22 protein-coding genes and 1 pseudogene are annotated in these 20117 nt (G+C 43.9%); 14 read left to right on the top strand and 9 right to left on the bottom strand.

All coding sequences use genetic code 11. The features are described 5' to 3' along the window. Positions 1-55: 55 nt before the first annotated feature. Positions 56-493, bottom strand: a complete 438-nt coding sequence (locus ACPW7N_RS05890) for a GntR family transcriptional regulator (RefSeq protein WP_425650104.1) — start codon at positions 491-493, stop codon at positions 56-58. Between the two features lie 122 nt (positions 494-615). On the opposite strand from ACPW7N_RS05890, the gene ACPW7N_RS05895 reads away from it, so the two are divergent. After that, positions 616-1233 carry a pyridoxamine 5'-phosphate oxidase family protein gene (locus tag ACPW7N_RS05895; RefSeq protein ID WP_425650105.1) on the top strand — a complete coding sequence of 206 codons (618 nt, stop codon included), beginning with the start codon at positions 616-618 and terminating at the stop codon, positions 1231-1233. A 200-nt stretch (positions 1234-1433) separates the two neighbouring features. Here the strand turns inward: ACPW7N_RS05895 and ACPW7N_RS05900 are convergent, their stop codons facing one another. Beyond that, positions 1434-2471 carry a glycosyl hydrolase family 18 protein gene (locus ACPW7N_RS05900; protein ID WP_425650106.1) on the bottom strand — a complete coding sequence of 346 codons (1038 nt, stop codon included), beginning with the start codon at positions 2469-2471 and terminating at the stop codon, positions 1434-1436. Positions 2472-2706: 235 nt separating this feature from the next. Here ACPW7N_RS05900 and ACPW7N_RS05905 point away from each other — a divergent pair, with 235 nt between their 5' ends. The 7 genes from ACPW7N_RS05905 (at position 2707) to ACPW7N_RS05935 (ending at position 9562) form a co-directional block, all read left to right on the top strand. Further along, complete coding sequence (locus tag ACPW7N_RS05905) at positions 2707-2835, top strand: DUF3953 domain-containing protein (RefSeq protein ID WP_425650279.1); 129 nt, start codon at positions 2707-2709, stop codon at positions 2833-2835. A 327-nt stretch (positions 2836-3162) separates the two neighbouring features. After that, the gene (locus tag ACPW7N_RS05910) at positions 3163-4155 is read left to right on the top strand and encodes an ABC transporter substrate-binding protein (RefSeq protein ID WP_425650107.1); all 993 of its coding nucleotides are present in this window, start codon (positions 3163-3165) and stop codon (positions 4153-4155) included. A gap of 6 nt (positions 4156-4161) precedes the next feature. Further along, positions 4162-4959 carry an ABC transporter ATP-binding protein gene (locus ACPW7N_RS05915; protein ID WP_425650108.1) on the top strand — a complete coding sequence of 266 codons (798 nt, stop codon included), beginning with the start codon at positions 4162-4164 and terminating at the stop codon, positions 4957-4959. Next, a complete protein-coding gene (locus ACPW7N_RS05920) occupies positions 4946-5767 on the top strand; it encodes an ABC transporter permease (protein WP_425650109.1) in 822 nt (273 codons plus the stop codon). The genes ACPW7N_RS05915 and ACPW7N_RS05920 overlap by 14 nt, the downstream gene beginning before the upstream one ends. A gap of 16 nt (positions 5768-5783) precedes the next feature. Further along, the gene (locus ACPW7N_RS05925) at positions 5784-7325 is read left to right on the top strand and encodes a spore germination protein (RefSeq protein ID WP_425650110.1); all 1542 of its coding nucleotides are present in this window, start codon (positions 5784-5786) and stop codon (positions 7323-7325) included. Beyond that, on the top strand, positions 7312-8430 hold the full coding sequence (locus ACPW7N_RS05930; RefSeq protein WP_425650111.1) for a GerAB/ArcD/ProY family transporter: 1119 nt from the start codon (positions 7312-7314) through the stop codon (positions 8428-8430). The genes ACPW7N_RS05925 and ACPW7N_RS05930 overlap by 14 nt, the downstream gene beginning before the upstream one ends. Continuing rightward, a complete protein-coding gene (locus ACPW7N_RS05935; protein ID WP_425650112.1) occupies positions 8414-9562 on the top strand; it encodes a Ger(x)C family spore germination protein in 1149 nt (382 codons plus the stop codon). Before ACPW7N_RS05930 ends, ACPW7N_RS05935 begins: the two co-directional genes overlap by 17 nt. 27 nt (positions 9563-9589) lie before the next feature. On the opposite strand, the gene ACPW7N_RS05940 is transcribed toward ACPW7N_RS05935, so the two are convergent. Both ACPW7N_RS05940 and ACPW7N_RS05945 read right to left on the bottom strand, forming a co-directional pair. Next, positions 9590-9901, bottom strand: coding sequence for a YciI family protein (locus tag ACPW7N_RS05940; RefSeq protein ID WP_425650113.1), 312 nt, complete (start codon positions 9899-9901; stop codon positions 9590-9592). Positions 9902-9964: 63 nt separating this feature from the next. After that, positions 9965-10135: a hypothetical protein gene (locus tag ACPW7N_RS05945; RefSeq protein WP_425650114.1), complete on the bottom strand. Its 171-nt coding sequence runs from the start codon at positions 10133-10135 to the stop codon at positions 9965-9967. 217 nt (positions 10136-10352) lie between these two features. Here ACPW7N_RS05945 and ACPW7N_RS05950 point away from each other — a divergent pair, with 217 nt between their 5' ends. From ACPW7N_RS05950 to ACPW7N_RS05960, 3 genes and pseudogenes are all read left to right on the top strand, one after another. Continuing rightward, positions 10353-11822 carry a recombinase family protein gene (locus tag ACPW7N_RS05950; protein ID WP_425650115.1) on the top strand — a complete coding sequence of 490 codons (1470 nt, stop codon included), beginning with the start codon at positions 10353-10355 and terminating at the stop codon, positions 11820-11822. A 75-nt stretch (positions 11823-11897) separates the two neighbouring features. After that, positions 11898-12002, top strand: a pseudogene (locus ACPW7N_RS05955) (ABC transporter permease); the annotation flags it as partial. A gap of 100 nt (positions 12003-12102) precedes the next feature. Beyond that, positions 12103-13083, top strand: a complete 981-nt coding sequence (locus tag ACPW7N_RS05960) for a glycerophosphodiester phosphodiesterase family protein (RefSeq protein ID WP_425650116.1) — start codon at positions 12103-12105, stop codon at positions 13081-13083. Positions 13084-13142: 59 nt separating this feature from the next. Here the strand turns inward: ACPW7N_RS05960 and ACPW7N_RS05965 are convergent, their stop codons facing one another. Next, positions 13143-14081, bottom strand: a complete 939-nt coding sequence (locus ACPW7N_RS05965; protein ID WP_425650117.1) for a tetratricopeptide repeat protein — start codon at positions 14079-14081, stop codon at positions 13143-13145. 74 nt (positions 14082-14155) lie between these two features. Further along, positions 14156-14533, bottom strand: coding sequence for an ATPase (locus ACPW7N_RS05970; RefSeq protein WP_425650118.1), 378 nt, complete (start codon positions 14531-14533; stop codon positions 14156-14158). A gap of 134 nt (positions 14534-14667) precedes the next feature. Between ACPW7N_RS05970 and ACPW7N_RS05975 the strand changes: the two genes are divergently transcribed. Beyond that, positions 14668-15090: a DUF2621 domain-containing protein gene (locus ACPW7N_RS05975; RefSeq protein WP_425650119.1), complete on the top strand. Its 423-nt coding sequence runs from the start codon at positions 14668-14670 to the stop codon at positions 15088-15090. A gap of 54 nt (positions 15091-15144) precedes the next feature. Here the strand turns inward: ACPW7N_RS05975 and ACPW7N_RS05980 are convergent, their stop codons facing one another. Beyond that, entirely contained in the window at positions 15145-15621 is a 477-nt protein-coding gene (locus tag ACPW7N_RS05980) for a glutathione peroxidase (protein ID WP_425650120.1), read from the bottom strand. Between the two features lie 2 nt (positions 15622-15623). Further along, complete coding sequence (locus ACPW7N_RS05985; RefSeq protein WP_425650121.1) at positions 15624-16196, bottom strand: DUF502 domain-containing protein; 573 nt, start codon at positions 16194-16196, stop codon at positions 15624-15626. A 156-nt stretch (positions 16197-16352) separates the two neighbouring features. Between ACPW7N_RS05985 and ACPW7N_RS05990 the strand changes: the two genes are divergently transcribed. Together ACPW7N_RS05990 and ACPW7N_RS05995 are read left to right on the top strand one after the other, a co-directional pair. Next, complete coding sequence (locus tag ACPW7N_RS05990) at positions 16353-17186, top strand: sulfurtransferase (RefSeq protein ID WP_425650122.1); 834 nt, start codon at positions 16353-16355, stop codon at positions 17184-17186. Beyond that, positions 17186-18040: a DUF817 domain-containing protein gene (locus tag ACPW7N_RS05995; RefSeq protein ID WP_425650123.1), complete on the top strand. Its 855-nt coding sequence runs from the start codon at positions 17186-17188 to the stop codon at positions 18038-18040. Before ACPW7N_RS05990 ends, ACPW7N_RS05995 begins: the two co-directional genes overlap by 1 nt. A 51-nt stretch (positions 18041-18091) precedes the next feature. Here ACPW7N_RS05995 and ACPW7N_RS06000 read toward each other — a convergent pair whose 3' ends face one another. Continuing rightward, a complete protein-coding gene (locus ACPW7N_RS06000; RefSeq protein WP_425650124.1) occupies positions 18092-19987 on the bottom strand; it encodes a clostripain-related cysteine peptidase in 1896 nt (631 codons plus the stop codon). Between the last annotated feature and the right edge of the window lie 130 nt (positions 19988-20117).

A 20117-nucleotide genomic window follows, 5' to 3' on the forward strand; every position in this document is an offset into this window, starting at 1 on the left:
CTTACAGGAGACCCTTTTATACATTATTTCATTCAAGCTACTGAATCGGACTATCTCATTTTGCGCGTCGCGTTTTCTCATTTTGCGCGTCCGCATACACAGAACGAGATATTTGAAAGTCGTATTTTAGATCGTTATCCAGTCTTTTGACATGCCCTTGAAAAGTAAGATGATTGATTCTCTTACCCCAATCAGATAGCTGCGCATATCGCTTTTCGCAGTTTTTTTCATGTTTTCGTTCATTGTGAAAAGCAACAAATGTGCCTTTCCCCACAACCGCCTCGACATAGCCTTCTGCAAAGAGCATCTCGTACACCTGATTCACAATTCCTCGTGACAATACATAGAGGTCTGCCATTTCTCTCGAGGAAGGCAGCTTCGTACCATAAGCAATAGCTCCACTCACAATAGCATCACGCAATGCATGGTACAGGGCGAGATGCTTAAAGCGATATTCGTTTAAATAGAGATGAAAAGGAAGATGGAACTCCATATAGCACCCTCTCTTCTTACAAGTGGTACAAAAAATTCTTACTAAAATGGCTCTTTTTATGGATCAATCTACTCTCTATTATAAATAATACAAAGGAAAAAATGGATGGGAGTAGAGATACCATGAGAAGAAAAGAATTTGAGATGAAGGAACAGCAAGAAATCGCTTCATTCTTACAAGAAATGAGTTTTGGCTTTTTGGGGTCAAACGGGACGAATGGATGGCCACAGATTACACCCGTTAATTTTGTCTACCATAAGGAAGCCATCTACTTCCACGGCAGTCGGATCGGACAAAAAATGAAAGACATGGCAGGAGATACTCGAGTTACTTTTTCAGTGGCAAAGGAATATGCAATCATTCCTTCCTACTTCACCGATCCCAAAATGGCCTGTCCAGCTTCTGCTTTTTTTAAGTCTGTATTAATTTACGGTCATGCCTCCGTACTAGAAGATGAAGCTGAAAAAGCCGAGGTGCTTTCGGTATTCATGAAAAAGCTGCAGCCAGAAGGAGGATATGAGCCTATCACTCATGAAGACGAGCAATATCTCAAAATGTTGCGTGCAGTTGCTGTTGTAAAGATCAGCGTGGAAGAGATGACAGCCAAATTCAAGTTTGGACAAAATCTCAACGAAGATCGTTATGAGAAAATCGCCGATGGACTAACGGAAAGAGGCGCAGAATTCGATCAGGAGACAGTCGAGTTAATGAAAAAATACTGTCCGATGCATCGAGATTAATTTGTTTCATCAAAAGTGCAAGAGAATAAAGTAAAAGAAGGATTCGGAATATTTTCACTCCAAATCCTTCTTTTTATGTGAAAAACGTCTCGACGTTTTTACCGAAGTAAATGCCAGATGTTACGCTGAGGCACCTTGTCATAAAAGTGGATGTGACCGCTTGCGGGCAACAAAACGGTCATGACCGTTTTGTTGTCGATTTATTCCAGTCCAGCAGAGAGAGCTTCCCAAAATCTCTGATCTTCCATACCCATTGCATAGACAGAAACACCAGCTAGCTCGTATGTAAGTGTATAATGTGTCTTTTGTGTAATACTTGTTTCGTCTTCATACCAAACGACATGTTCATACCCATTCGAATCCGTGTAAGTGAAGTACATGGAACCAGAAACGGTATCTCTCACCGGAGTTGCTCCTGTAGCAGCAATTAATTTAAGCATATCTTTCCACTCTACTACGGCATTGCTTTTATTTGTAGGATCAGATAGGTTCCAGTCATTTCCGTATTCTGGAATCCCCATCAGTACCTTTTCAGAAGGAACATAAGTAATCGCAAAGTCGAGCGTAGATTCTATCCATGGATTACTTGCTACAGAACCCGGCTCCCCCCATACCCCATGCTCATCATATGTCATCACCTGAATGAAGTCGGCAGCTTTTCCTAGCGCTTCATAATCGAATGCTCCTGTCCATTCATCCGAAGGGTCGTCTAAGGATTTGGCGGGAACAGAAACCATCGTGAGAAATCCGTTCGCTTTCATCGTTTTCGCTACATCTTCAACGAACTTCGTCATGGCCGTGCGGTCATCCGGCAAAACAGCTTCGAAGTCAATGTTAATGCCTTTATACTTGTTTTTTTTCACAAGAGATACCATGTTTTTGATGAGATTTTTTTTGGCTTTGGGATTGGTCAGCACTTGATGTGCTATGTTACTGTCCCAACCTTCTGCGCCATAGTTGGACACCAGAGCGTATGTCAGCACATTTACCGATTTTGCGTAGGAGACGGCTTGTTTTGGCACTTTTCCCACAATATTACCCTTACTATCTGTATTCAACGTGTCGGTTGAGATTTGATTCATGTATTTATGAAATTGTCGAAACGACTTTGTTGAATCATCCGTATAATATCCAAGAATAATTGGAGAGGCAGCATTAGATTTCGCAGTACCGACGAAGATTGAAGATGTCAGGATTGCTGTAATCGAGAGGATCGTTAGTACTTTTCTGAAATTCATGTATATAGCCCCCTCTGAATGCACTTATTTTAACTAATATTTACAATTTACAGTTCGAATTTAGTATAATTTTACCGTATAAACAAATTTATCAGAAGGAGGAAACTATATGGAGAATAAAATAAATATTTATTTACTTATCAGCTATTTCTTTGCAGCACTAACATTAATTACTGCTAGTTATTCTCTGATATACTCTGTCGATAATCAATTTACAGGATACCTTCAACTCTTTATGGGACTCATGTTTTTATTTTCAAGTTTTTCGGAGTTCAAAAGAAAAAACAAAAGAAGCGGTATGCTCAATTTCTTAGTCGCAGCATTTGTGATATTCGTCTTTTTGAAAATACAATTTTTCCGATAAATAACCCGTTTGAAAAAGACTTCTCAATCCACCACTACCCTTCTAAGGCATAGAGCTGGTTACAAACTCCTGAGTATTATCCTCGTACTGATTGGCGATATTTTCATAATCTACGTACTGCGAATTCATCCATATCCTTTTCTCTAATCCTTTTACTTCCATTTCCTTTCCCCCCTTCTTTCTTAACCACTTTTTTTATCAAAAACACCTAGGCAATCACCCTTTTTTATCTGGGCGCATAGGCTACATCATCCAAAAAACCCACTTGAGAAAGCTCTAAAAGCTATTTCAGGTGACAGAGCAACTACTGCCCAGGAGGGATTTGCCATGAAACGATTTCTTTCCCTTGGCCTAGCGATAGGTTTAGGGCTGTTCAGTGTAATTACTGGCTGTTCGAGCAGCAGTGACAAAATTCGTATCGGGGAAGTCACCCGTTCCCTGTTTTATGCACCACAATATGTAGCTATTGAAAAAGGCCTTTTCAAAAAAGAAGGCTTGGAAGTAGAACTCACGACTACCTGGGGCGGAGACAAAACCATGACAGCGCTCCTGTCCGACGGGATAGACGTTGCGTTGGTTGGCTCTGAAACAAGTATCTACGTTTCCCAACAAGGTGCGCAAGATCCGGTAATCAATTTTGCGCAGCTTACTCAGACAGACGGCACGTTCCTCGTCTCTCGCAAAAAAGTAGATAACTTTTCATGGGACCAGTTGAAAGCCAGCACATTCCTGGGCCAACGCAAAGGTGGCATGCCACAGATGGTCGGCGAGTTTGTACTGAAGAAGCACAACATCGACCCTCACAAGGACCTCAACCTGATCCAGAACATTGAATTCGCCAATATCGCTTCTGCCTTCTCTTCTGGTACCGGAGAATACGTCCAACTATTCGAGCCTACCGCATCTCAGTTCGAAAAAGAAGGCATCGGTCATGTTATCGCATCGTTTGGCAAGGAAAGCGGTGCTGTCCCCTATACCGTATTCATGTCAAAACAAAGCTACATCCAGAAAAATGAAGCGGTCATCCAGAAGTTCACCAATGCTGTTTACCAAGGTCAACAGTGGGTAGCGACTCATTCTGCCAAAGAGGTTGCTGAGGCTATCAAGCCGTACTTCAAGGATATCTCACCGGAAATCCTGGAGTCTTCCGTGAAGCGTTATCAGGAACAGGGCTCGTATGCAGCCGATCCAATCCTCGATGAAGCGGAATGGAACAACTTGCAGGATATCATGGATGAGGCAGGCGAACTGAAAAGCCGGGCGGATTACAGCAAGCTGGTCAACACGACATTTGCAGCAAAGGCTAAAGATGGGAGGTAATCACTCATGACTACTCTTCCTTCGACTCCCGCCAAGATCGAGCTTCACCGTGTCTCTCACCTTTACGTCAATACAATTAATGCATTCATGGCGATAAAAGGCATCGACTTGCGTGTAGAAGAAGGTGAGTTCGTCTGTTTGGTTGGCCCAAGCGGTTGCGGCAAAACTACACTTCTTTCATTAATTGCAGGCATCGAGAAACCGACTGCGGGCAAAGTGTTCATAGACGGAAAGGAAGTCACTGGGACTTCTCGTCAAGTCGGTTACATGCTTCAGCAAGACTATTTGTTTACGTGGAGAACCATCGAGGATAATGTGATGTTGGGATTGGATATTCAAGGTATCCGCAATAAAGTGACGGAAGAATATGCTTCTTCGCTCCTGGAAGAAATGGGGCTAACCGCTTTTCGCAAAGCATATCCACAGCAGTTGTCCGGCGGAATGAGGCAACGGGTTGCGCTAGCCAGGACACTTGCTTGCCAGCCTGATGTACTTTTGCTAGATGAGCCTTTCTCTGCTCTTGATTATCAGACGAAGCTGAAACTGGAAGACCTCATTATCGAAACGCTGCGCCGTCATAAAAAAACAGCGATTCTGGTAACACACGATTTGTCAGAAGCGGTAGCTATGGGTGATCGGGTCTATATCCTTGAGCGCAATCCTGGTCGCATCCATTCAGAAGTAATCATTCCTGATGAAATTCGCCTCCCGCTTCCATTCCTGGCACGAAATCAGGAGGGGTTTCAGGCGCTGTTTCGTCAAGTGTGGAAAGAAATGGAGCGTGTGTCCGATGGAACCCATTAATGTGGAGCACGTACATCACGAATACCTCAGGCAACAAAAACGACGAACAGGCTTGGTTATTTTGACACAAGTCAGCATATTCCTGGCGTTTATCGGAACATGGGAATGGTTAGCCCGATCAGACAAGATCAACGTGTTGTTGTTCAGTCATCCGAGCAAAATGTGGGATTTGTTTTATCAGAAGTTACTGGATGGAAGTCTCTTGCCACATCTGTACACGACTGTTTTGGAAACCGCTGTTGGATTTATCCTCGGGACGGTGCTTGGCACCCTGTTTGCCACTCTCATCTGGTGGTTTCCATTCCTATCCCGTGTACTCGATCCCTACCTGGTCATCGCTAACAGTATGCCAAAGGTTGCGTTGGGTCCGCTGTTTATCGTGGGACTTGGACCCGGTTTCTTCTCCATCGTCGCTATGGGATGTGCCATTTCCGTTATCATCACAACCATTGTCGTTTACACGAGCTTCAAGGAAGTGAATCAGCAGTATGTAAAAGTCGTTCAGACACTGGGGGGCAACAAGCGGCAAATCTTCTCTCTCGTCATTTACCCTTCCACTTTACCCACAATTGTTTCAACCCTAAAAGTAAATGTTGGCCTCTCATGGGTGGGAGTGATAGTCGGAGAATTCCTTGTCTCCCAAAGTGGGCTCGGATATCTGATCATTTACGGATTTCAAGTATTTAACTTCACCCTCTTGAAGGTAACGAAAGAACTACATCACGATTATCTACAGTTTTTATGGATAAACTGCCCTTTCTTACCAAACAATACTTACATATCTTCCCCTTTCTTCATTTCCTCGTGAAAGGAAGTGACATTTGATGTTTTTTCGTAAAAAGTCTACCCCCATGAAAAATAACGATCCGCAAGACATCGTGCCTGCGACCTATGATGACTTTCTGACCAAATTGATTAATCGGACAGCACCGGGTAGAGATTGGACCATTTCTCGAACACAACAGGGCTTTGCTCTTGTGTACTATGAATATTTAATAGATCCTGCTCAGTTGCAACGTGCGATTCTTGAACAAATCCAGTTGCTTGAGGAACCATGCACAATTGAACAGCTGATTACGACTATCCCAATACCCGAAATAAAACTGACGAACGACTTTACTGTTGTCCTGAATCATCTTCTTGAAGGCTGGACCTTCATACATATGGATGGATGTGCCAGAGGTGTATTGTGCAACACCGTAAAAGAGGCGAAGCGTTCACTGCAAAGACCAGAGGTAGAAAGCCAGATATTTGGCCCACAAATCGCCTTCGTGGAATCGATTGATACGAACGTTTCAATCATTCGCAACTATGTTCCTCGCCCCAATCTCATTATTGAAACATGCGATATTGGCGCTCGGGCAAAATCAGTCGTCTCGATTTTATATATGAAAGATATCGCTTTGGAGGAAAATGTACAGGAAGTGAAATCTCGCCTTTCCCGCATCGATATTGACCGTGTTTTGGATAGTTCGGTACTTGTCCAGCTTTTAGTGGATAACCCGTGGTCAATTTTTCCTCAGATACTGTTTACAGAACGTCCCGATCGTGTTGTTCAAGAGTTAATGGAAGGAAAAATTACACTTTTTTTATCAGGCAGTCCTTTTGCCATAGTCTGTCCAAGCACCATCTTTGATTTCTTCAAGTCACCCGAAGACTCGTACGTCCGTTGGAATATCGGATCATTTTTTCGATTCTTGCGTATTGTAGCTGTTGTCGTATCTGTCCTGTTTACACCTGCATATGTCGCTGCATTAACGTTTCATTATCAGTTGATCCCGTCTGCCATGTTAGTTTCACTGGCCCAGTCACGCTCCCGAGTACCTTTCCCTCCGATAATGGAGGCACTAATTCTAGAATTTATGATTGAGCTTTTACGAGAGGCTGGAGCCCGATTACCGACAAAAGTCGGACAAACGATGAGTATCGTTGGAGGTATTGTCATCGGACAAGCAGCCGTTCAGGCAGGTTTTACAAGTAACATTCTCATCATTATTGTCGCCCTGGGAGCTCTTGCTTCGTTCACTACACCCTCTTACATCCTTGGCAATGCCATCCGTATTATCCGTTTTCCCATGATAATCCTCGCAGGATCTTTAGGAGGAGTGGGGATCATGCTTGGGATCTGCTTCATTTTGTTACATTTGCTTCGGCAAACTAGTTTGAATCACCCATTTTTATATCCGTTGTACCCTCTTCGCTTCCGTGATCTCCCTAACAGCATAATTCGGTTACCCTTGTATAAATCACTCAAGCGTACATCCTACACTACAGGAGATAATAAAATTCGAATGGAAAAACCTCATATCCAAAAACCTGAAGATATTTTTGAAGAACCGGTAGGTGTTCGAGTTGAAAAACAATGACCATGTCAATTCTGTACCGGCTTTTAATGCCTACCTGCTCTTCTTCATCATCCCAGCCATTCAAATTGGTGTCGGAGCCATGGGGTTTCAGTCAACTATTTACGAAAAGACGGGTCATGACGCATGGATTTCCGTCATAATTGCAGGTATTGCAGCACAGATATCCACATGGATTGTGATTCGCACGTTACTTCGCTTTCCAAAGAAAGATTTGTACGACATCCATGAACTTATTTTAGGAAAATGGCTGGGAAAGATAATGAATATTGTCTACCTGGTCTACCTGTTCTTAATCGGATTTACGATATTGCGTAATTACATTGATGTCATTCAGACTTGGCTGTTTCCTGAAATGAAGTCATGGACTTTAGCATTCCTTCTTGTTTTACTAATCCTTTATGGGGTTATGGGTGGAATTCGAGTAATCGTTGGTTACTGTGTTCTTTCCTGTATCTTTTCTATCTGGCTTTTCTTCTTAATTTTTTACGGATTAAAATACTCCACATGGGATCAGCTTTTTCCAATCATGGAAGCCAAAGTCGGCAATCTGCTAAATGGTGCATTTCAAATGTCTTTTACCGTTCTCGGCTTTGAGATTCTTTACTTCATTCTGCCCTTCATCAAAGAACAAAACAGAGCTCAAAAGTATTCGCAATTTGGCCTCATCTTCACCACAGTTACGTATATCGGTCTCATGATTGCCGCCATCGTTTATTATTCTGGTCCTCAATTGATTCATGTAACTTGGGCCACTTTAAACATGTATAAAATTGTCGAACTCCCTTTCTTAGAGCGTTTTGAATTTCTGGCTGTATCCTATTGGGTACTAGTCATTACACCCAATTGTCTCTTATATTTGTGGGCTGCGACCCGGGGAATCAAAAAGGTATTTCCATTTAAACAAAAGTATGCCGTTTACTTTCTATGTCTTGTGACAATCGGGCTGACGCCACTATTCAAGACTCGTGAGCAATTAACGACGTTCACTGAGTGGGTAGGCCAACTTGGTATTCTATTAAGTTTCATTTATCCGTTTTTTTTACACCTTCTCGTGATGCTGGTTCAAAGGCAAGGGAGGAAAAAAAAGAATGAGCAGAGTGCGTAATACAACCATTCCTTTGATCATCATTTTCTTTTTCATGGCTGTAGTCGCATCGGGCTGCGCAGAAAAACGCGTCCTTGAGCGAATGGGTTTAATTGTTGCAGCGGGCTATGATCCACTGCAGAAAAACCGTATGCTGGGTACTGTTGTGCTCTACCAAATCGATCCCAATGCGAAAGAAAAAGTGAATGTCATTGCAAATACAGCTTATACAAGTAAAGGGTTCCGAAGTGCAATGAATGTGGAGTCTTCCAAAAAACTGGTATCCGGCCAATTGCGTGTGGCTCTTTATAATGAATCGCTTGCACGAAAAGGAGTCATCAATCTGGTTGACACATTAAGCAGAGATTCGGATATAGGAACAGGGGTTTATCTGACTGTCTCAGAAGGAAGAGCGTTTGATATCCTATCCCACCGCTATCCGGAAGTAAGTAACATCGGCACTTACCTTTTCCAAACCATTAAACAAAACGTAACAGGAGAACGAATGATCTCGCCAACGTTACATGAATTTCTCCATGCCTATTTCTCCGTCGGTAAAGACCCTGTACTTCCCTATGTACAGAGAAGAGGAAATGAAGTCTTGGTAAACCAAATCGCTTATTTCAAGAATGACAAAATGGTGGGCCTCGGCTCGCTTCAAGAGGCATTCCATTTGAAATTGCTGCGTGATCGATTCCGTTCTGGAACTATTGAGCTTTCATTGCGTTACCATCCAATGGCAAAGTATGCGATCCGAAAGAAAGCTACAAAAGATGATGTTTATTACATTGTTATAGAACAAATTTCTAGTAATTGCAAAATCAAACTGGTTGACAAAAAAACACCTTCTTTCAAAGTGTCCATTGATTTGACAGCAAGGTTACAAGAGATATCCGAGCAATTTGATTTATCAAACCCGGAAGCATTAAAAGAAATTCAAAACGAAATCAACAAAAAAATGGAATTGATGATCGTGAAATTCCTGAAGAAGACACAACAGATGCAAATTGATCCTGCTGGCTTTGGAAAAAAATATCTGGCAAGTGTCCGCAATCCCCAACTCACCAAAGAAAAATGGCGCCAGATGTATTCCAGCGCCAAATTTAATATTACCGTCGATACGACTTTAGTTCGAGTTGGTGTAACGAAGTAGTAATCAGAAAAGTTATGTTCTTGCTGTTCAGCCCATACCTAAGTGATTGTTCTCTTCACAAGACAAACTCCAGACACGCAGCTCGTAAGACTCAGCACCAGATGAGACGAACGGATCACGCTCAGCAATTTCTGTCGCCTCTTCCAAAGATGACGCCGAAATGATGACCATCCCCCCACGATAATTGGAAAATGGTCCACACAGCACCAGTTGCCCTTTCTGATCCAAATCTCTCAAATAGGCTACGTGTTCGCGAATTAATTGCTCATTCAGACTTTTCCCTTCATTCATGTTCAACAGGATCACATATCGGACGAATGAGTCAGGCTGTTGGGTCATTTAACTTCCTCTTTTCCTAGAATTACAGTATCCATCCTCACGTACAAGATTACTGGCAAGTTTCTACTCCCGCTTTAATAGACTGTAATGAGAGTTGGTTTGTGTAACGATCCGTTTGGCTGTCGGTAACATCATCATGAACATGATCTGAAGGATTCGCTCGCTGGGAAATTGTTTGTCATTACGGGGATAAACAGGAGATACTGTCACTTCAACTATTTCTACAGGTGTCATAAGATCCCTCCCGTTATTCTGTGAAAAACGTCTCGACGTTTTTACCGAAGTTAATGCCAGATGTTACGCTGAGGCACCTTGTCATAAAAGTGGATATGACCGCTTGCGGACAATAAAACGGTTATGACCGTTTTATTGTCAATTTATTCTCATCCGCCTGTACGACATGACGAAACCTTACTCCTATTCCCGGGTAATGGATGAGGTAGGTGAACGTATGAAAGCTGCCCTTTACATCCGTGTCTCCACAGATGAGCAGGCCAAAGAAGGCTACTCCATTCCTGCCCAACGAGAACGGTTACTCGCATATGCCCACTCCCAGGGGTGGGCAATCTCCGATGAATATGTAGATGAGGGGCGAAGCGGCAAGGACATCCAACGCCCGCAGCTCCAACGATTGCTCACTGATCTGCCAAGCAACAAGTTTGATGTGGTGCTTGTTTATCGCCTCGACAGGCTGACCCGCTCCGTGTTGGATCTCTACTCTCTCTTACAAGAATTCGATGCCTTCCAGGTAACGTTCAAATCAGCTACAGAAGTGTATGATACGACAACAGCGATGGGACGCTTGTTTATCACCTTGGTGGCGGCTTTGGCTCAGTGGGAACGTGAGAACCTCGGAGAACGAACTCGTCTCGGGAAAGAGCAAAAAGTCAAACAAGGAAAAAGAGCAGGAGGCAGACCTCCCTTTGGCTACCAGCTAGAACAGGGAAACCTGGTTGTTCATCATGCCGAAGCGGAAATCGTCCGCCTGATTTTTCATCTCTATCTGACTTGTCAAAACATGAATACCGTGGCAGACAAACTGTTTGAACAGGGAATCGTCACACGATCCAAAAAACCATTTTCCGTAAAAACCATCCGTGACCTTTTGCGCAATCCCGTATATTCCGGGTTGTTACGCTACAATTACACCAGAAAGCAGCAGGTTTCGGGAGCAAGTCAAACACATAAGCTCGTGATTGCCCCACCAGAGGAATGGATCGAGGTTCCTGCAGCTTTGCCAGCGATTATTACTCCTTCTGAATTTGATTCAGTGCAGCAGCTATTGATTACCCAATCCCGAAAAAAACCGCGCCATATTTCATCTACCTATCTTTTTTCAGGGCTAGTGATCTGTCCCAACTGCAACCACACATTGCTAGGAAAGACGAGCAACCAACGAAAATACTATCATTGCTCCTATACCAAACCAGGTGCCTGTCATCGTTTTAGCATGCGAGAGGACGCCTTGGAAGACTTGTTTGTCCAAAAACTCCATTCACTCCTGCAGCATGTAACCGTACGCATTCACCTGACCGGTCAAGAAAGCATCTGGAGTGAACCCGTAGACACCTCCATCGAAAGGGAGCTTCACCAACTGCAACAAAAGAAACAACGCCTGCATGATCTTTACTTGGGTGCCTTCATTCACTTAGAAGAACTTTCTATTCAACAGCAGATGATTGAAAATCGTGAGAACGAACTGCGACAAATCATCCAAGAAAGAGAACAGACTGTGGGCAGCAGTCTACCTACTACAGATGAGCTTGCTCAGGCTCTCGTTGACCTGCCAAATGTATGGATGAAATTGAACGAACTAGAAAAGAAAAAAATCGTCCACATCCTTGTTGAGCGGATTCATGTCAGCAAAGACTGTTCGAAAAAGAATGAATGTTCCATCACATCAATCTGGTTTCGCCAATAGTTTTGCACCAATAGTTTTGCAATGAAAAAGTTCTCATTGAGATTTTCCATGGAGAATGGTGATGCTTTCGTTACCTTTCTCCTGGTAATGGTAAGTCTCTCCATGATCGCCGTCGTGGCAACCATTATGTATCAAGGGGTTGCCTTTCTGGAAAGGAGACTTACCCGCCAGTTCAAATAGATTGCTCCTAGCCAAAGCCGCTGCGAATGCCCATTCGTAGTGGCTTTGGTTTTTTGCTACAATGGGTGAAAAATGAGTCGTCAAAAGAAAGAGGAATTGTATGCGGATATCGAAACGAGGGATTTTTAAGCGAAAACGATTTTGGATCTTCCTGGTACTCCTGATAGGTATCTATCTAAACAACACATCACTCCTTGCTGAAAAACAATACAAGAAACCACTTCTTCTTGCGCATCGGGGACTTGCGCAAACGTTTACGATGGAGGGTATCACCAATGATACCTGCACAGCAAAACAAATCTATCCTCCAGAGCATTCGTATTTGGAAAATACCATATCATCCATGGAGGCAGCCTTCCGACTGGGTGCTGATGTCGTCGAGCTTGATGTACAAATGACCAAAGATGCGAAGTTCGCCGTCTTCCACGACTGGACACTGGAATGCCGAACCAATGGCAAGGGTATTACTCGTGACTATACCTTGAGTGAATTGCAAGCCCTCGACATCGGTTATGGCTACACTGCGGATGGGGGCAAAACCTATCCTTTCAGAGGGAAAGGAGTTGGACTAATGCCCTCTCTTGAGCAAGTGTTACTCCACTTCCCTGGTAAGGAGCTTCTCATCCATGTCAAAAGCAATGATCCTAAGGAAGGAGAATTGTTAGCGAAATACCTCTCTTCCCTTGATGCCAATCGATTAGCTAACATTACTGTGTATGGGGGCGATCGACCGATTGAGGCACTTCAGATGCAAATGCCAAATCAACCTGTCATGTCCAAGGCTACGATGAAAAAATGCCTTATCCCTTATCTAGCCGCCGGATGGACAGGCTACGTTCCAACAGCCTGCGAGAAGACACAATTGCATATTCCCGAGGAAATTGCCCCCTGGCTGTGGGGATGGCCCAATCGTTTCATCGGCAGAATGAATGATGTCAATACAAGAGTCATCCTCGTTGGTGGAAATGGTGAATTCTCTACCGGATTTGATTCTTCCGAAGATATCAAACGGCTCCCCCCTGATTATTCTGGAGGGGTCTGGACGAACCGAATCGACAGGATTGCACCTCTTTTTCCATAAAGTCAAAAAAAGCACCTCTGCCCCATCATCTTGCGAATGAGGCGAGGTGCTTACCATTTTTACCAAACTTTCCACCAAGGCTTCTTGTCAGCTTCTTGACTGGATGTTTCTCCATGTGACTCCTCCAGCAATTCTTGAGGAAGCTGTTCCAGGAAGCGGTTGACGACTTCCTTATAATCCTCACGAATGTGGGGGAGCATTGCTTTGAGGACAGTGACAGCTTGTTGTTTCTGATCCGTAGAAATCAGGGCATTGGCATAGTTAAAGCCCGTGTAAGGATACTCAAATGTTGGTTGCCAGTACTTCTCAGCAACCTGGATCAGTTGATACACATATCCTGCCTGCCCCAGCTCACCAGTTACATTCATAATCGTAACTTCGCTATTGCCGCTTTTCGTTATTGCCTCCTGGTACTTGTCCATAGCCAGCAGCAGGTTCTCGTCTTCCAAAGCTAGACGACCCATGATTAATTGCGGGCGCCATGCACCTTCCTGTTTGGCAATCAGCTCCAGGCGTTCAAATAATTGTTCTTTTTTGCCGTGTTCCAGGAAGTTCGCCACATACCAATCCAAGCCGTTATCCTGGTTCGGATCTTTGACCAGACCACCTTCGAGAATCTCGAACGCTTTTTCTTCATCGCCTTCATAGGCAAAGATTTTGGCGAGGTTCGTATAGGCATTTCCGGAATTTGGATAGTGGTGAATGACATACAGGAGCAATTGTTTTGCAGGATCAAATTCCTGTGCCTGCATGTGTACCACAGCACGGAAAATCAGTGCCGGTTCAATCGGGCCAAACAGCTCAAGCAGACGATCCGCAGCTTTAGCACCCTCTTCATTGAATCCCTGAGCAACCAGCTCAATGGCGAATTGGCGCAACATTTCCTTTTCGTCCCAGTATTGCTCTAATTTTTGCGGGATGATTTTCTCCCGGTATGTTTCCCTAGGAAGTTCAATCTTTTGTCCATGTTCATTTGTAAATTCAATAAAATCAGACATAAGAAACCTCTCTTTCTTCGCCAATCACGTCTAGTCCTTATCTAATTCGAGAAGCACAATTGAAATCCCTTGTTTTAAATCCATGCTTTCAAATTTACTTTGCGTATAAATTCTTCTGTTGATTCCTTTATGACGTGATCGTTGTTTTCCTGATCACTCTCTTCCATTCCCATGAGCTGTCGAAAAAGTGCCTCATTGCGGGTTGCCAGGGCAAAGTCTAACAGCGCTTCCTGCTGGACTTTTTCGGCCTCTTCTTCCATGATGCTTTCTTCTGTTGTGATGTCCGCTTCAACGATCTGGAAATGTTTATCAATACGTGGTACACGAATGATCCATTCAAAGACACTGTCAGGATTACGATCTCGTCCAATAATGTATGCATGCTCACCTACAGGCAAGCTCTGTTCGAAGGAGTCTGCCACGATGATGATGCGCTGTCCAAGCTTGAACATAGACGCCGCCCCCCTTATGCTGTTGCACATTGTATTCTAATGATACTCACTCGAAACCTTGTTGGGAAGCAAAAAATCGGCTACACTTCATTAGTGTACAAGGTTTTTTGATGAATGAGGTGAGCATAAAGCTAATGAATACAATGTTTTCCTGGTTTATCTTGTTCTGGACGGTAATTTTGTTCAGCTTGATCGCTATTGGCGGTTACTTCATGTTTCGGAAGTTCCTCAAATCGATGCCCAAACAGGACGGCAAATCCGATCTGGACTGGCAAGATCACTATATTGATCAGACAAGGTCGATGTGGACAGATGAGACACTCGCCTTCTTAAATGAGCTGGTAGAGCCTGTACCCCCATTGTTTCGCGATGTGGCCAGACGTTCCATCGCTGCACGAATCGGGAAATTGGCACTGGATGAAGGTGCCACAACGATCACCCAGGATCTGATTATCAAAGGGTATATTCTGGCTACCCCTAAACGTGATCATAAATGGCTCGTCGCCCATTTGAAGAACAAAGAGATTGAGCTTGCGCCATACGAGCAATATCTGTAAAAAATCGTTAGACAAAAAGGAGTTGGACTTTGATGTCCAACTCTTTTTTCATAATCATTCCAGCAATTTATTGATGTCCGCTTCTAACTCTTCCGGTTTTGTCGTAGGAGCATATCGTTTGACTACATTCCCCTTTTTGTCAACGAGGAACTTGGTAAAATTCCATTTAACGGCATCTGTTATCATTCCAGGAGCCGCTTTGGTCAGATATTGAAACAAGGGGTGAGCAGTAGGTCCATTCACATCCACTTTGGCAAACATCGGGAAAGTGACTCCAAAGTTCATTTCACAAAAGCTGTGAATCTCTTCGTTCGTGCCCGGCTCCTGACTCATGAACTGGTTGCACGGAAATCCAAGCACAGTAAATCCTTGCCCCTGAAACTTATCATAAAGCTTCTGTAGCCCTTTGTACTGAGGAGTAAAACCACATTTCGACGCCGTATTGACAATAAGCAATACTTGACCGGAATAATCGGAAAGTGGCTTTTCGGCTCCTTTAATCGTAGTTGCAGTGAATGGATACACGCTCATAATTATGCCCCTTTCGCCGGCTCCTTCTTCTGTTCTTTTCCTGATACTCCGCCCGATACGAGGAATGCCATCACATCTGCACTGTCTGCTTCCAGCACCTCTACTTGCTCACGAGGGAAAATCAACAAATTGCCCGCAAAGTTGTACGATTGGGGAAAGTAGACAGCGACATGATCCTGAATTCCATACATTTCCATAGAATCTCTGGTGATAAATCCAATCGCTTTGGCAGATCCCTCAGGAGTCAGTTTGACGAGTACGGGACGATCGAAGCTTTTTTTCTCACCGACAAAGGCACCAATTAAATCTTTGATCGATGTATACAGCAGTTTAATAAAAGGCATATGCCCGAAAAGTCTGTCAACCAATGAGAGAATTCCTTTGGTAAGCACATTCGAAGCAAGAAATCCAATGACGACAATCCCCGCAATCGTAATGACGAAACCAACTCCCGGAATCCCTAAGCGAAGCCAACTGTCAACCGTAACAAATACTGTATAGAGTATGTACACCGTTACTGCCAAAGGGATGGTAAATAACAATCCTTCAAAAAAATAGGTCGCAATGCGTTTCACCTACGAGTTCCTCCTCTGTTATCCTTCTTTTTCCATTGTAAACATTCTACTCACGAATGCAAACTAGCCGAAGGGATAGTAGAGACGAAAAGAGCTGTTTTTGATATGATTAGTACTGGAAAAAATAGAAAGCGAATGGATAGGAGGCTCTCACTCATGGAAAAAACAGCGTCTGTTGTAAGTGTAGAATGGCTCCACGATCATCTGAGCGATCCCAATCTGGTTATCATTGACTGCCGCTATGTACTGGGAAATCCTGATCATGGCAAATTGAGTTACGAAGCTTCACACATCCCTGGTGCTATCTATCTGGATTTAGGTCACGATCTCTCCGGTGCAAAAACACAACATGGGGGTCGTCACCCTCTCCCTTCCGTTGATGAAATGGTCGCACTTTTCTCTCGTTGTGGTATTGATCAAAGCGTAACCGTGGTCGCATACGATGAACAAGATATCACGCATGCCGCTCGTCTCTGGTGGATGCTTCGCTATTTGGGACACGAAAAAGTAACTGTACTGGATGGTGGATACAGCGCATGGCAGAAAGCAGCGTATCCTGTCACAGCAGAAATTGTCACTCCGACACCAAAAGAATTCGTGCCAAACGTGCAAGCCCACATGCTGGTCACGATTGATGAGGTTCTCAGCCGTCATTCCGATACGGTCCTGATTGATTCTCGTGCTGGGGAACGTTTTCGAGGAGAAGTTGAGACGATTGATTCCAAGGCGGGACATATTCCCGGTGCGGTCAATTACTTTTTCAAAGAAAATCTGGATCAAAACGGACTCCTTCGCTCATCCGCCGAGTTACAGGATCGGTTCTCGGCCATTGCTGATGCTCCAGAGGTCATTGTTTATTGCGGTTCTGGTGTAACAGCTTGCGTCAACCTGCTTTCACTCGAAAAAGCCGGACGAAAAGATGCCAAACTCTATCTTGGTAGCTGGAGTGACTATTGCTCCCGTGAGCTGCCCGTAGCTACAGGAGAATAATGAAGAAGATCATATTGTTTTTTCTGCATTTTGGCTATCAGCAAGCCATGAGCTGTCTGTTTCCCGTTTTTATCTTTCTATCGTTGGCGCTGTCTCATGTCATCACCATTCCCGGCTTGCCACGCTATGATTTACTTTTGTTACTCTGTATTGCCATGCAAGCGTTGATGGTCATGACAAAATTGGAGACAAAGGATGAACTAAAGGTAATCACGGTGTTCCATCTCATCGGTCTCGCTTTGGAAATTTTTAAAGTAAAGATGGGTTCCTGGTCTTATCCGGAAGAAGCGTACAGCAAAGTGCTGGGGGTACCCTTATACAGTGGCTTTATGTATGCGAGTGTAGCCAGCTACCTGTGTCAGGCATGGCGCAGGCTGGAGGTATCCATCACGGGATGGCCCCGCTTTTTCATTACGGTTCCACTCGGTGCAGCCATATACCTCAACTTCTTTACCCACCACTACTGGATTGATATTCGTTGGTATTTGACTATCCTGATTTTTATCGCATTCTGGCAAACAAGGGTATATTATGTGGTCAATCGGGAGCAATACAAGATGCCACTCTGGCTTTCGTATATTCTGATCGGCTTTTTCATCTGGCTGGCCGAAAATATCGCCACCCTGCTCGGCGCATGGAAATACCCCAATCAGAATCAGGAATGGCAGATGGTGCACATAAGCAAGATCAGTTCGTGGTTCCTGCTCGTCATCGTCAGCTTTATCATCGTGGCACAGTTAAAACATGTAAAGTCAGCTATCCAACGCGACAATCACCTACCGGATAATGAGATCAATGACAACGAGAATGATCCAACCAATGAAAAATCAGAACGCACGCCTACCTTGGAATAAGGTGGGCCCCAAACAAAAGAGGACGGCTACTATCCGTCCTCTTTTCGAATGCTATTTGGTTTCAATTTGAACAAAGTCAGAGTAAGTCTGGTTTTGTGCGTAATCTATCATTGAAAAGCCATAGAGATAGTTATCTTGTGGTAATGTTTTGAACTCCACTTTCAACTCTTCCCCGGCACGGAATTCTGCTCCTTCATCAAATCCGGTCTTACCTGTTTTGCTGTCATAGTATTGGATCAGTGGAACAATGTTGTCTTCTGGTTTGATTGGAATCAGATTGCGGTCAACGACACCTGTTTCCTCATCGATTCCACGCCAGCCGCCAAGCACCTGACCTTCTTTGGTCTTATCATTTACTAGCACCATCAGGTTCATTTTTTCTCCGTTTACCAGAGCAGGTATAGCGTATTCGGTATGTTTGTCGGTTTTTCCTGCGATGGACATGGTGACGAATTGACCTCCCAGCATTGCCCATGAATCCGACCACTGACCTTTGATAGAACCAGTTTTTCTGTTTAATTCCACACCATCTTTATCGACCCCAAGAATGTGCACCTTACTGTCGGAATCCGGTGCAAGACGCCCGAGAATACCAAATACTTCAACGAGAGAACCAGCATCTTTGGTGCTTATTTTTACTTCGTACTGGTGTTTGCCATTTCCTTTTACAGGCAACAATTGTGGCTTGCTGTTTTTTAACGAAACTGCCTTCTTGTCACTTGTTACTTTGGAAACATAGGTGGACAGGAACGTCTGATAATTTGATGAAAACGCCATTTTTTGATATGTTTTTACATTTGACTTGAAGTTGTCTCGATCCTTGGAAGGGAAATAAATCGAAATGCCCGTTGCCTTTGGCTTGGCAGGACTGTTAATGTTGTAAACAACAGCTTTGTTGACTGCCTTGGAAATTTTGGCGGATTCTCTCCAGTAGTTATCTCCGAGATTGTTTGCGAAATCAGCCAGGTCTGTCATATCTGTCCCACCGCTCGGGCCAAAGCTGCCGTAATCCTCTGAATTATATCGTGCAATGGCAATCGAGATCAGATTTTCAATTTTCTTAATATCTTTATCCATTTTTTTGACGAGCGATTCCAATTCTGTCACTACTTTGTTAATCTTGGAAAGGTCCAACACAGAGAAGGTGATCGTGTCTGCGGTTCCTTCACGTATGGATTGGTCACGGTATCCGTTGGCAATTACTTTTCCGAGCGAGTAGCCTGTCATGTTTGGATTGTTGGTTAACTCTTCAACAACAGGAGTGTAATCCCAACCATGTCCCGGCTCCAGCTCTTCTGATGCTGCCAAATAATTCGCATACGGCTCCAATATCTTCGCCATTTCAAGATTACCCATCAAGCAGGCATCGAAGCCGACCAGTTCAAATTTGCTTTTTGTTTTAGTATAGGCATCTGCGAAAGCCTTCTGCATTTCATCGAGTGTCAAACCATCATGCTTGTAATTTTCATCCGATCCAAAACCGGTGACAGAGCCTCCCCCGTGGTCCCAGAATACAATTGCGTATTTCTTCGCAGGGTACTTCTCAACAGACCACGTAATAAAATCAGTTAGAGTTGCCGCTTTCCCCATATTGCGGCTGCCGACATCCTCGATCAGTTGCAGATTATCCTTTTGGACGAGCCAGCGCTGATTCGTCTTGCTGCTGATGTTTTTATTTATCCATTGGAGTGCTCCACCAGTCTCTACTACCACATTCACCTTGTCATTGGAACCAATTCGCATCATCTCTTCCAGATCCATAGAAGCGTAGCCTGCATATTCTTCCGGTGTATCAGGTGATCCACCGCTCTCAAGATCAGAGCCAACCATGTAGACCAATACAGTATAGTCGTCTTGCTCCTGTGTATTAGCCTTGGCCTGCGCTGCTGATGTCATCGGGACCAGAATGGCAAGTGTGAATGCAACAACGATTTTGAAAAATTTCATGTTCTCTCCCCTTTACTGTTAACTGAATTTACTAGATTCAGCATCTATCAGTCGTTAATATAAAGGAGAAATGTGCCCATCGTGTGACCAATCGATGATTTTTTTAGTCTTTTTTATAGTGACAATATCT

The sequence above is a fragment of the Brevibacillus nigriterrae genome, from assembly GCF_049846925.1.
In the GTDB taxonomy this organism is placed as follows: Bacteria; Bacillota; Bacilli; order Brevibacillales; family Brevibacillaceae; genus Brevibacillus_H.